Raw genomic sequence first — 12,587 nt, forward strand, 5'->3', positions numbered from 1 at the left:
TCCCGAGTGGCCAAAGGGATCAGACTGTAAATCTGACGGCTCAGCCTTCGATGGTTCGAATCCATCTCCCACCACCACCATTGTAGAAAAAGGCACCCAAACGGGTGCCTTTTTCATTTCTAATCCCCCCCGCCAGCAATGTGAATTAAATTCAACTCGCAATCACTAAAAACCATTATTTATGCCTGCAATACTCGCTATAGATATCAATAATTAGTATGTTAACATTTAAAATATTTTAATATTTTAAAGGAACTAAAATATGGCATTTGAACACGGATCGTTAGATTTAGGGATTCGTAACCCCTTTCGTTTTGAGGGAACCTTAAAAGCGGCAAGGGGCTTAATAACCACGGTTATGGGGTTATTGGTACTTTTAAGTGTACCCGAGTTAATTCAAGAGCAAACAACCGTCAGTAAAATATTCGGCTGGATCGCTACCACTGTCGCATTCATTTTATTGAGTAATGGTCTATGGGTCCTTGGTAAAGGCCTCATGCAATGTTTACGCTTTTTTGTCGGCCGCTCAGTACCAACATCCCTTGCTTATAACCAAGCAAAATCTGAAGCAGACAGCGCCAATCGAGAAAGGGCCGATGTCGCTTATGATGCTGATCAGTTAGAACAAATGCTAATTGGTCGCAAAAACCTGACTTTTACTGAGCCACAGGGGCTAATCAATCGATTAATCCATACCCTTTTCCCTAAGCTTACCTTAGCACCATACCCAATAAGAAACATGGCGGCCCAATTAAGTGATGCCATTGCTAAAACCATATTGGCTATCGTAGCTTATTTACTGGCGTCATTCGTAATCTCCAGCGGACTTATAGGTCCAAATGGACCATTCATTCAACCTTTAGTCTCCAGCCTTTTTTTAATAAACCTAGTGTTTATTTGGATTGCTGCAGGAAGGCCTATTTCTCGGCAGGCCACACACTCGGTCATCTCCAAAGGCGCTGCCGGTATTAGCAGAACCATTATTGCAGCCATCACGTTCCCGATTGCTGCAAGTTACTTGGTTGATATGTTCTTGGATTCTGTCAGTCAACACCGAGCCCCACAATGGCTTCAGCCGATAGAAACTATTACTGTCAGGGGAGACATGGAATTGGTTGGATTAGTCCAAGGCATTTATAACAATGTCAGTATTCCAAGTTGGATTATGATTGTGGCTGCTCTTGGTATCGGCTCATTTGCTTTGATTGCTTTTTTGATTGCAAAACGCTGTGAAAAAACCTCTCCAATTACCGAAGTATCTGAATTAAGAGAGAATTGGCAAGAGTCTGTGCACCCCCGTGAAATTTTTATCAATCTCGATTCAATGGTCATGGCAAACCGTCGTTACAAAGAGGTACCTAACCGTGTTTACCGTAGCATGAAGCCAATGTTACAAGAACAAACTAATGGCAAAGGTGCTTTTTATGGGGAAACCATTCAAGAGACGCAACCGAGTGTAAGACCTGTTGCGGTTGTTGGTGTTGAAGATCAAATACGTAAAGCAGCCACGGTTATTGGTCAAAGTTTATTACTTGGCGGCTCGTTACTGCTGTTTATCAATTATGAAATCATCTTCACCTTGATAAATAAATTCACCGAAATAGCTGAATCGTCTCCCACTTTAGAACAAGCCTTAGCCAACACACAAATGTTTGGTTCTGAGTTAGCCATTATAATTAACTCTGTTATTGGTTTAGCTATACTGGCATGTTTCGGAAGATTATTAGGCAATTTCAGTCATGTATTCTGGAGTGAATTTCAGTTTGAATCACAGCTTATTTACTTTAAATGTGAAGGTACTTTTACGGAAAGCACCATCGCTACAGGTAAAGGCATTTATGACTCTACTCAATCTGAAAATGTTATTGTTCGTTCATCAATGACCCCATGGGTGGTAGTCTCTAAACTGGTAACTTCGACTTTTGCAGGTGTTGGTAGTAAAAATCTAGAACAACCTCGGCATATTATGGCCCTGCATAGTAATGATAATGAGCTTTTGGCGATTACTAATGACTTAAAGGGGTATTTAGCCTCAAGACAAACTATCGCTAATGTTAACACTGAAGCTGATTTGCTTGCTACCTCTCAAATTAATGAGCTCAATCAACAAAGTCGCTCACTCTCTTCACTGCAACTTAAAGACCCAGCTCCAGCAGCTCTAGCTGGTGCTGCCACAGCGTTAGAAAACAAGGAAGGTAACTAGGATAATTATGGAAAAGTTTAACTATGATCTCACCTTTCACGGTGAAAATTTTAAGGGTAATTTTGGTTATATTACCGGTCAATACATAGGTGGTCAGGTTGAAACTAGTACCACCACCACAACGAGTAATGGCCGAACTGAAGTCAACACAACTCGTTACCAAACCATTAATATCCGTACTCAAGATGGTAAAGTTACTACCTTCACTAAAGTTGGCACCGCTAATATTCCAAGTGGCGATATCACCGTATTTTATTACCCCAAAGATGATTATCTCTACCCGTTTAACTTCTATGTGCATGATACTGAAATGCTATACAGCCTCGGAGATTCTCGCAAAAAGAATGCCCGCAGAGCGTTGAGCGGCTGGGGGCTTATCCGTCGTCTTTTTGCCAGAACCATAGATGGTATTTTTCTCGGTTTAGTAATAGCTTTGAGTATTGGGCTAGGTTTTATTTTCGCAGAATCATTCAATTGGGGAACACCTGGTGGTATTGGTGGCTTTATTGTAGGTTTCATTGCCTCCTTCATGATACTCGGCTATCCGAACACTTGGTTAGGTGGCAGTTGGCATAAATACAATAAGTTAGAGCAAGCCTTAAATCAGATTTGTTTTGAACAGATTGAAAAAATTGAATCTCAAACAAAGCAAGATCTCGACTCAAATCTCTTTAGTATTTCAGCTACAGAAACGGTTGCAGATCCTCAAGAGAGCAAAACTGGCGAATATAAGCCAATGTTCTAATCTAAAAAATTAGCGCCTCTAAGGCGCTAATTTTTTATCCATTTAAACGGCATTATGATTAATTAATCAATATTAATGTATTTGTGAGTTTGAATGGATAATCGCCAATTATTGGCAATACAGGTTGCGATAGCCAGCTCTGTTGCCCTTGGCTTTTGGCTGATAGGTTGCAAGCAGATCGCTTTGCCATTGCTATCTATTTGTGCGAGCAACTCATTTAAATCATCGATGTGCGCTGCTGTCGCCACTGGATGTTTAATTTCGTTCGCACGCTCAAGGGCACTTTTTAAAACGGTCTTTTTACCTTGCATATTGACTTTAGGTGACACCGTTACAAAAGCATTGTCACTGATACTGATCGGGTAAGTACCCGAGGTTTCCAGCTGTACTTGATAACCTGCCCTCTCAAGCTCTAATGATAGCGCCATCAAGTCATACATAGCAGGCTCGCCACCAGTGACCACCACTAACTTGGCATTAAACTTAGCGATTCGACTAATTAACTCACTTGGGGTGAGCATCGACCAACGACCTATAGTGCCATCAACCTGAATGACTTCATCCATAGCCACTTGATTTTGAGGCTCTAGCGCCCAAGTTTGTTTAGTATCACACCAACTGCAACCCACATCACAGCCCTGTAGGCGTACAAAAATCGCAGGGACACCGGTATGGCTGCCCTCCCCTTGAATGGTTTCAAATACTTCGTTGATTGGATATTTCATGGATTTCCTTCTTAATTGCGGCACATTTATAAGTGATCACTGTCACATCTGCAAGTATTCTTTTGAGCTGGGTTTAGTTACAATCAATCTATATAAAACAAATCATTTCAAATAAGAGAAACATATGTCCTGTGCAATTGTCGTGTTTAGTGGTGGTCAAGACAGCACCACCTGTTTGGTTCAGGCCTTACAAGAATTTGATAGCGTTCATGCCATTACCTTTGACTATGGCCAACGTCACTCCTTAGAAATTGAAGTGGCACAAAAGCTCGCAAAAAAACTTGGGGTAACCAGCCACAAGATTATGGATGTGTCATTATTGAATGAACTTTCCCCCTCCTCTTTAACTCGAGACGATATTCCAGTAAGCCATGAGCTCGATGACAATGGCCTCCCAAATAGTTTTGTGCCCGGTCGCAATATATTATTTTTAACACTCGCGGGCATTTATGCCTACCAAGTCGGAGCTGATACGGTGATCACAGGAGTATGTGAGACCGATTTTTCAGGCTACCCTGATTGTCGCGATGAGTTTGTTAAGGCGATGAATACGGCACTGGTTGCCGGTATGGACAGAAAACTTGAAATTCAAACACCATTAATGTGGTTAGATAAAGCCCAAACCTGGGCATTGGCAGATAAATTAGGCGCCCTTGAACTTGTTAAAAATGAATCGCTTACCTGCTATAACGGCATTATTGGTGATGGTTGCGGTCACTGCCCATCCTGTGATTTACGCGCCAAAGGCCTTGAGCAATACCTAAACAACAAAGAGCAGTATTAATATGCCCAAGATAAAGGACACTCTTGCGCAGCCATATTTCGCCTATGGAATTTGGTTATGGGCGATATTAATCGTGGCGCTAGTGCCTGACACTTGGGTCAGTTATTTACGCTATGAGGTCTCCCAAGGTCAACTATGGCGTTTGTTCAGTGCAGGCATTGCCCATACTAATGGTTATCACCTTTTGTTTAATGGCGCTGCACTAGTAGTATTGGCGTTTTTGCACGGCCATTACTTTAGGCCAAATCAGCTGCATTTATTATTAATTTATTTAGTGTTGGCCGTTTCGATTGGTTTATACGCCTTTTACCCTGATACCAGCCATTATGTAGGCCTCAGTGGGGCTTTACATGGACTCGTACTGATCGGCGCATTTATAGATAGCCAAAAGAAAATGATTACCGGCTATTTATTGTTTGCGGGGGTAATTATCAAAGTTATTTATGAGCAGTTTTGGGGTTCGACTACCTCCGTCGAAAGCTTAATTGATGCCAGGGTGGCGACAGAATCGCATTTGCTTGGGGTAGTGGCAGCACTTGTGGTACTGCCACTGTTTAGATTGGCAAAAACGACTCGTGCTACAAACGTGTAAACGCTTCCCTTAATTGATGCACCTGATCCCTAAGGGCTGCTGCTTGCTCAAACTCTAGGTTTTTAGCATGCTGGTGCATCTGCTTTTCGAGTTGCTCTATCTGCACCGCAATTTCTGCCGGTGACATATCTTGTTGTTTACGTACATCCTGTAACTTAACCGCTTTAGATTTAGGCGCTTTACCCTTGCCCGCGCCAGGGGCCATCAAGTCGGTGATCTTCTTAGAGACGCCCTTAGGAGTAATGCCATGCTTTTCATTAAAGTCTTGCTGCAATTGACGACGTCGCTTAGTTTCATCAATAGCGACCTTCATCGACTTAGTGATTTTATCAGCATAGAGAATAGCTTTACCTTCAAGGTTGCGGGCAGCACGGCCTATCGTCTGAATAAGTGAGCGCTCTGAACGTAAGAAACCTTCTTTATCGGCATCTAAAATCGCCACCAACGATACCTCAGGAATATCTAGCCCCTCACGTAATAAGTTAATGCCTACTAGCACATCAAATTCCCCCAGGCGCAAATCACGGATGATTTCAACTCGTTCTACGGTATCAATATCTGAATGTAAATAACGGGTCTTAACGCCATGCTCGACCAGATACTCAGTTAAGTCTTCCGCCATTCGCTTGGTCAAAGTGGTCACTAAAATACGCTCGCCTTTTTTAGTACGGGCCATGGCTTCTGAGAGCAAATCATCCACCTGCACATTAACCGGTCTCACCTCAATAATTGGGTCTAACAGACCCGTAGGCCTGACAACCTGCTCGGCAATAGCATCGGCCGGGCACTTCTCTAATTCATAGGCGCCAGGAGTCGCAGATACAAAGATGGTTTGTGGCATAATCGCTTCGAATTCTTCAAACTTTAATGGGCGGTTATCTAAAGCCGAAGGTAATCTAAAGCCGTATTCCACTAAGTTTTCTTTACGGGAACGATCGCCTTTATACATCGCTCCTACCTGAGGCACGGTCACATGACTCTCATCAATGATTAATACCCCATCATCCGGTAAGTAATCCAATAAGGTAGGCGGCGGCGAACCCGGTGCCCGGCCCGATAAATAGCGGGAATAGTTTTCAATGCCCGAGCAATACCCCAGCTCGAGCATCATTTCAATATCATAGCGGGTACGCTCGGTGATGCGTTGCTCTTCCAATAACTTATTAAGTTCGAGTAACTGTGCTTTGCGCTCCCTAAGCTCATCCTTAATCTTATCCGTTGCCGCAATGACCGTTTCCCTAGGAGTAACATAGTGGGTTTTAGGGTAAATGGTCACACGATTGAGACGCTCTTTAACGGCACCGGTTAATGGGTCCAGGCGGGCGATGTCCTCCACTTCATCATCAAACAGCTCGATTCGAAAGCCGTCTTGTTCAGAGTCTGCCGGAAAGATATCTATCACCTCTCCCCTGACCCTGAAGGTACCGCGAGAGAATTCGATATCATTACGGGTATATTGCATTTCTGCTAAGCGATTTAAAATATCCCTTTGCCCCATGGTATCGCCAATAGATAGATGCAACAGCATGCTCATATAATGCTCAGGAGAGCCCAAACCATAGATAGCCGATACCGACGCCACTAAAATAACGTCTTTACGCTCTAACAGGGCTTTGGTGGCCGATAAACGCATCTGTTCAATATGATCATTTATCGACGCATCTTTTTCAATAAAAGTATCGGTACTGGGCACATAAGCTTCTGGTTGATAGTAGTCATAATAAGAAACAAAATACTCGACCGCATTATTAGGAAAAAACTCCTTCATTTCAGCATATAACTGCGCAGCCAAAGTTTTGTTATGGGCAAGAATAATGGCTGGTCGATTCAACGTCGCAACCACGTTAGCCATGGTATAAGTTTTACCTGAGCCCGTTACCCCCAGTAAGGTCTGATACGCAAGTCCATCTTCTAACCCTTCAACCAATTGCTTAATGGCTGTAGGCTGATCCCCAGCGGGTTGATACTTAGAGACTAAATGAAGTTTTTTTTCTGTCATAATTCTACCTACGCCTACGAATAATGATGAACTTGGTACATATCAGCATACCATAACACAACTCCTTCAAATTAATGCTTCAATAATCCAGCCCCGAATATTCTTACCTATATAAAAGTGCCTTTATGTAAGCGAGATAAAGTAAAAAACAAGTCATTCATGCAAAATAAGCATTTAACACGAGGTTAGTAATAACTAACTTTTTAACATTATCGATATATGGAAACTTTTTTTTGATAATAATAAGCACTTAGCGATTAGTTTGCTGCGTCAGCCACAACAGCAATTCAATGTTAGCCTGTTAAAAGTTATTCATTTCAATTAATACGTTTATTTTGTCATCAACAAAATAAACTAAACCCATGCCACAACCCCCATAAAAATATTAAACCATTGTTTTTACTAAAAAATAATAAGTCAACAAAAATGTTACATTTTCTTAACTAGCCAGTACTATTAAGGCTTTAGCGACCATTCAAACAAACTACACACATAGTTATCCACAGTTTCTGTGGGTAACTCTCACGACCCCAGTGCCACTAAGGGTTTTCGAGTGCTAATGAATAAAGAGGAATAAATCAACATAAAGCGAGAAACAGAATTAAATCTTTGTTTATGAATATTTAACCATTATTAGTCGATAATTTGAGCTGGATTTAGTTTTTTGAACAAGCCTTAAGCAAACGGCACAAAATCTCTTTTTTTTTCTTCGTTTAAGTTGACTCTAAGCCATGGTCACTTTAATATTCGCTTCGTCCTCAAGGACAGAGTAATTCCCCCTTAGTTCAGTCGGTAGAACGGTGGACTGTTAATCCATATGTCGCTGGTTCAAGTCCAGCAGGGGGAGCCACTTTAAAAGTCTTAGTTAACCCTAAGCATTACAATTTGTTCCCCCTTAGTTCAGTCGGTAGAACGGTGGACTGTTAATCCATATGTCGCTGGTTCAAGTCCAGCAGGGGGAGCCACTTTAAAAGTCTTAGTTAACCCTAAGCATTACAATTTGTTCCCCCTTAGTTCAGTCGGTAGAACGGTGGACTGTTAATCCATATGTCGCTGGTTCAAGTCCAGCAGGGGGAGCCACTTTAAAAGTCTTAGTTAACCCTAAGCATTACAATTTGTTCCCCCTTAGTTCAGTCGGTAGAACGGTGGACTGTTAATCCATATGTCGCTGGTTCAAGTCCAGCAGGGGGAGCCACTTTAAAGAGTGTCATAAAAGCAACGGTGGACGACAGGTCAACCCTAACCCATATGTCACTGGCTCACCCCAAAAGGGGCGCTACCGCAGTTAACTCATTCCTACCCTATTGTCATCGCATTCAACCTACGTTAACGATATTGCTATTACCTTGACTGCAAATTTATCAGACCATATCTGTAGCCCATTAAACATATTGATCAGTAACCCCTTTAAATCCTTTTGGGTATTTTCCTTTAACTAAATATATATGCGCTAAAATTTCTGCAATTATGAAATACAATTCTTTTGGAATTTCATCTCCTGTCTCTAATCGAGATAAAAACTCAGATAACATCGGATCTTGATGGATAACAACACCTTCACGTTTGGCAATTTCGATTATCTGTTGTGCGACTTCACCGCTTCCTTGAGCCACCACTTTAGGGGCGCTTAGCTGATCATAAAAAAGTGCTGTGGCCGTTTTAAAATCATCGATAGCCATGATAAACCTCTTGTTGCTCTAATAACTCAGGTAACTCTTGAGCGAATTGAAATTGGCTCTTTAGTTCAACACCATGCTCTGCGACTTTAGCCACCAAAGTTTCTTTACTTCTAGAGAGCAACCTTAATAGGGCGCTTGAATCACTTTTCACTGTTAATGTTGATTCTTTTGTTTCTGGCCAATATTTAAGCTGATATACAGCCAGTCCATCAGCAATATGTAATCTTAAATTTACCTGCCAAAATTCTTTTTTAGTTATCTTTACCTGTAGTGTTTTCACTTCATCCTCTTCCAAATAAGGTAATGAAAAACACCACTGATCATGGCCAATAACAATTTGTTGCTGTTCCTTAGAGACTTGTTTAGCCCATTGCAATAACTGTTGTCCACTTAACTCATCGACCAAATACTTAGTTGGCCAGAGTTGCTGCCATGCGTTAATCTCTTGCTCCCTTGACCTACCTGCAAGCCACAGCCATAACATCAACGTTAATGGACTCGATACTGGGTTCGCTAAATTAGGGAAGTACACCTTAATCAACTGTGACATGCCAATTTGGCCTAATTCCTGCAAATTTAGAATAGGTAAAGCCCGTTGAATGGTTGAATGTTGCAATAAGTTTTCAATTCCTGAAAACTGAAACAGTTTGCTTATACTTGGATTGCTCGTAGTAGGACGTAGCATTTGTTGCCATAAAAGCTGCTCTGTCGTGGATTTTGCGACACTGACACCTGCAAACTGGCGCTGAAAGCTGGCTTCAATATTTGAAACTTTTAAAAAAATTTTGTGCCCTTGTTTAACTAAATCAACAAATAATGACGGATTCCCTAAGGTCGTTTTTGCGTGGGGTAACAACATGATCTTTTGACCATTTATGCTGAGGGAACCATTTTGTAACTTTTGCACCCCCAAGAATGCATTTAATTGCTCATTATTATTTGAGTTTAACAATGACAGAATATTTCTTTGCACAGCCAATGGTAAAGACATCACTCTTCCCTCACCTAGCCTTAACAGTCGCTCCAATCCAGTGCTAGTTTTAAGTCGCCATTGACTGCTGTCACGATTAAAAAGCGTTTGTTCAGTAGCGGCTAAATTAAATTTTTGCATTTGAGCGGAACTTAAACCATTTTGCCACTGTCCAGAAATAACTTTGTTTATTGTTAAGTTATTGGTTTTACCGATAGTATTGTTTAATATATGCACAACAAATGCCTACGTCACTTTCAAAATAACAAACATACAGCTAACATTAACTGTGTCTATATATGGAATTAAATTAAATTTAAATGAAAGCATATTCATCCCTGCTGTTAAGCTTATTATTGACGCTAAGTGTTAGTGTCCAAGCTCAGGACAATCAAGAGCAAGCCAACCCAGATCCCTTTGAAGGTTTCAATCGTGCCATGTGGGACTTCAATTATCTGTATTTAGATAAGTATTTATTAAGACCAGCTGCAACAGGTTACGCTAACTATGTTCCTGCACCTATACAAAGCGGACTGTATAACATAACACTTAACCTAGAAGAGCCGTCTTCGGTGGTAAATAACTTATTACAGTGGAAACCCGAATATGCCGCTAACGCCACAGGCAGATTTTTGATCAACTCAACATTTGGGATCCTGGGAATTTTTGATGTCGCCGGGCAGATTGGTCTAGAAAGAAAGCAGGATCAATTTAGCGAGGTTTTAGGCTATTGGGGGGTACCAGATGGCCCCTATATCATGATGCCCGTTTTAGGCCCCTATGTGACGCGAGAAGCCACAGATTTTGTCGATGGTCTATACTTTCCCTTATCAGAGATGACGTTATGGGTCTCGGCAGCAAAATGGGGAATTAAAAACCTTCACAAAAGAGCAATGGCTCTTGAGCAAGACCAGCTGATTGACGGGGCGTTAGATCCCTACTTATTTGTTAGAGAATCCTACCTTCAGCACGTTAATTACAGTGTTTTAGATGGACAGTTACCTCAAGTAAACGAAGACGATGAAGCACTTGAGGATTTCATGGATGAACTAGACTAAGGTATATGACCAACACTGATAATCTAATCATACTGATTGCTAATGATGATCCTGTTATCCGTTATGATTTAAGCAAGCGCTTAAAACAAAAACAGCATAGGATATTGGAAGCACATAATTACACTATCTGCTTGCAGCAACTAGAGCAACATCAGGTTGATCTCATCATTTACGATCACCATTTACCTGGCGCTGATGCATTTGAGCTTTTGACTTGGATAAACCGAACCGCTATTGATTCTAATGTGGTTGTAACCGGTAATATATATGATTATCAGACACTTACAGAGCTACTTAAATTAGGCACCTTAGATTGTATTGAAAATCCCTTAGACGAATTTAGTGATTTATTGCAACTAATAGATAATTTAGAAACCTCAACAAGCCATCATTATCAACACATTTTAAAAAACCTCAGTTCAATAAAAACACAACAAGCAACGACAAATGTAGCGATGTACTTAACACAGCCACCAGTCATGCCTGAGCCATTATCTATCAGGCAAATAAACCCTAACCGACAGTTTTTTTATGATGCTTTTACCATCGGTGAACGATTCAAATTGGTGTTTTTAGCGGATTGGGCAAGCCAGGGGGAGCATACAATCTATTTTTCTCAAGTTGCTAAATGGTTAATTAAAAGGCGTATTGAAACCTTCAAATTACCCATTAGTTATCTTTTGAGTCACCTTGAGAAAGAACTCAGCGAACCACTGAATTTAATCAGTAGTAACAGCGATTTTAGTTACCTATTAGTCGATACTGTCAAAGGCAGTCTTCATTGTTTATGGGGCAAACACAGCTCTATCACAAGACAAGAATTCCCCCTTATAAGCACTAAACCTTCCAGTCTTCAACTCATTCAGGGGATCAGTCACTACATTTCATTTTGTTATGAGAAACCGACCCAATTAGAATTAATTTGGCAAACTTAATCGCTATTTACTGTGATAAAGATGTCGCATTAACTCTGCTTCAGCTTTAGGCAACTCACATTCACGCATAATTTCTTCAACATCAGCCCCTAACTCCAACATTTTAGAAGCTCTGTTGTATAGCCTAGCTTGTGGTTCCTGCTCAATCGCTTGGGTGATTTGACTGGATTGTTCTATCTGCTGACTATGCAAATCACGCAACTGCTTACCCAAACCTTGACTAATTTGATGCAATTCACTCAATTGCAAAGCATGGCTATGAAGTTGATCTTCAAGATGATCAACTTGGGTTTGTAACATTTTTATATTTTTTGATGATTGCTTTATTTTTCGAAATTGCATAAAGGCTATGCATAACAGCAACAAAAACAAACCACTTATTAAACTAATGATTTCTAAAGACATGTTAATATTGGGCCAACTCATCCCATTCATCATCAGTTAATAAACTATTAAGATCAACCAGTATAAGTAATTTATTATCTTTATGGCACACACCAGAAATAAATTTAGAACTATCGTCAGTACCTACATTGGGAGCCTGCTCAATCTCAGAACGATTTAAGTACACCACCTCTGCCACGCTATCAACTAGAATACCGATGACTTGATGTTCAGCTTCAATGATAATAATTCTTGCTGACTCATCGATGGCTTTGTCAGCCAAACCAAAACGAGTACGGGTATCGAGCACGGTAACCACATTACCACGCAAGTTAATAATACCAAGTACATAATCAGGAGTGCCGGGCACTGGTGCTATTTCACTGACCCTTAAGACTTCCTGTACTTGCATTACATTTACACCATAGATTTCATCATCAAGAGTGAAAGTCACCCATTGTAATACTTCATCGTTTAATTGCTTTTGTTTGGAGTGAGTTGCAAGTTCCATTG

At 40.9% G+C, this 12,587-nt stretch carries 12 protein-coding genes and 4 tRNA genes; 10 read left to right on the forward strand and 6 right to left on the reverse strand.

Going from position 1 to position 12,587, the window contains the following annotated elements:
* Positions 1–262 precede the first annotated feature (262 nt).
* Together GFB48_RS11720 and GFB48_RS11725 are read left to right on the forward strand one after the other, a co-directional pair.
* Positions 263–2,203, forward strand: coding sequence for a hypothetical protein (locus tag GFB48_RS11720; protein WP_163935741.1), 1,941 nt, complete (start codon positions 263–265; stop codon positions 2,201–2,203).
* Positions 2,204–2,210: 7 nt separating this feature from the next.
* Positions 2,211–2,948 carry a hypothetical protein gene (locus tag GFB48_RS11725; RefSeq protein WP_163935744.1) on the forward strand — a complete coding sequence of 246 codons (738 nt, stop codon included), beginning with the start codon at positions 2,211–2,213 and terminating at the stop codon, positions 2,946–2,948.
* 62 nt (positions 2,949–3,010) lie between these two features.
* On the opposite strand, the gene queE is transcribed toward GFB48_RS11725, so the two are convergent.
* Positions 3,011–3,673 (reverse strand): 7-carboxy-7-deazaguanine synthase QueE, encoded by a 663-nt coding sequence (gene queE, locus GFB48_RS11730; protein WP_163935747.1) that lies wholly within the window; start codon positions 3,671–3,673, stop codon positions 3,011–3,013.
* 124 nt (positions 3,674–3,797) lie between these two features.
* On the opposite strand from queE, the gene queC reads away from it, so the two are divergent.
* Both queC and rrtA read left to right on the forward strand, forming a co-directional pair.
* A complete protein-coding gene (gene queC / locus GFB48_RS11735; protein ID WP_163935750.1) occupies positions 3,798–4,457 on the forward strand; it encodes a 7-cyano-7-deazaguanine synthase QueC in 660 nt (219 codons plus the stop codon).
* Between the two features lies 1 nt (position 4,458).
* Entirely contained in the window at positions 4,459–5,049 is a 591-nt protein-coding gene (gene rrtA, locus GFB48_RS11740; RefSeq protein ID WP_163935753.1) for a rhombosortase, read from the forward strand.
* Here the strand turns inward: rrtA and uvrB are convergent.
* On the reverse strand, positions 5,036–7,048 hold the full coding sequence (gene uvrB / locus GFB48_RS11745) for an excinuclease ABC subunit UvrB (RefSeq protein ID WP_163935756.1): 2,013 nt from the start codon (positions 7,046–7,048) through the stop codon (positions 5,036–5,038). The two genes, rrtA and uvrB, sit on opposite strands and share 14 nt — an antisense overlap.
* A 774-nt stretch (positions 7,049–7,822) precedes the next feature.
* Here uvrB and GFB48_RS11750 point away from each other — a divergent pair.
* The 4 genes from GFB48_RS11750 to GFB48_RS11765 all read left to right on the forward strand — a co-directional run bounded on the left by GFB48_RS11750 (position 7,823) and on the right by GFB48_RS11765 (position 8,243).
* A tRNA-Asn gene (locus tag GFB48_RS11750) sits at positions 7,823–7,898 on the forward strand.
* Between the two features lie 39 nt (positions 7,899–7,937).
* Positions 7,938–8,013: transfer RNA gene (locus GFB48_RS11755), tRNA-Asn, on the forward strand.
* Positions 8,014–8,052: 39 nt separating this feature from the next.
* Positions 8,053–8,128 (forward strand) — tRNA-Asn (locus GFB48_RS11760).
* A 39-nt stretch (positions 8,129–8,167) separates the two neighbouring features.
* Positions 8,168–8,243, forward strand: a tRNA-Asn gene (locus GFB48_RS11765).
* Positions 8,244–8,430: 187 nt separating this feature from the next.
* Here GFB48_RS11765 and GFB48_RS11770 read toward each other — a convergent pair.
* Both GFB48_RS11770 and GFB48_RS11775 read right to left on the reverse strand, forming a co-directional pair.
* Positions 8,431–8,727 carry an EscU/YscU/HrcU family type III secretion system export apparatus switch protein gene (locus GFB48_RS11770; protein WP_163935759.1) on the reverse strand — a complete coding sequence of 99 codons (297 nt, stop codon included), beginning with the start codon at positions 8,725–8,727 and terminating at the stop codon, positions 8,431–8,433.
* Positions 8,714–9,934: a hypothetical protein gene (locus tag GFB48_RS11775; RefSeq protein WP_163935762.1), complete on the reverse strand. Its 1,221-nt coding sequence runs from the start codon at positions 9,932–9,934 to the stop codon at positions 8,714–8,716. The genes GFB48_RS11770 and GFB48_RS11775 overlap by 14 nt, the downstream gene beginning before the upstream one ends.
* Before the next feature lie 83 nt (positions 9,935–10,017).
* Between GFB48_RS11775 and GFB48_RS11780 the strand changes: the two genes are divergently transcribed.
* Entirely contained in the window at positions 10,018–10,755 is a 738-nt protein-coding gene (locus GFB48_RS11780; protein ID WP_163935765.1) for a VacJ family lipoprotein, read from the forward strand.
* Between the two features lie 5 nt (positions 10,756–10,760).
* Positions 10,761–11,690 (forward strand): response regulator, encoded by a 930-nt coding sequence (locus tag GFB48_RS11785; protein ID WP_163935768.1) that lies wholly within the window; start codon positions 10,761–10,763, stop codon positions 11,688–11,690.
* A gap of 3 nt (positions 11,691–11,693) precedes the next feature.
* Here GFB48_RS11785 and GFB48_RS11790 read toward each other — a convergent pair whose 3' ends face one another.
* Together GFB48_RS11790 and GFB48_RS11795 are read right to left on the reverse strand one after the other, a co-directional pair.
* Complete coding sequence (locus tag GFB48_RS11790; RefSeq protein ID WP_163935771.1) at positions 11,694–11,990, reverse strand: DUF2802 domain-containing protein; 297 nt, start codon at positions 11,988–11,990, stop codon at positions 11,694–11,696.
* A 106-nt stretch (positions 11,991–12,096) separates the two neighbouring features.
* The gene (locus GFB48_RS11795; RefSeq protein ID WP_163935774.1) at positions 12,097–12,585 is read right to left on the reverse strand and encodes a chemotaxis protein CheW; all 489 of its coding nucleotides are present in this window, start codon (positions 12,583–12,585) and stop codon (positions 12,097–12,099) included.
* Between the last annotated feature and the right edge of the window lie 2 nt (positions 12,586–12,587).

This window comes from Paraferrimonas sp. SM1919 (genome assembly GCF_010993985.1).
In the GTDB taxonomy this organism is placed as follows: Bacteria; Pseudomonadota; Gammaproteobacteria; order Enterobacterales; family Shewanellaceae; genus SM1919.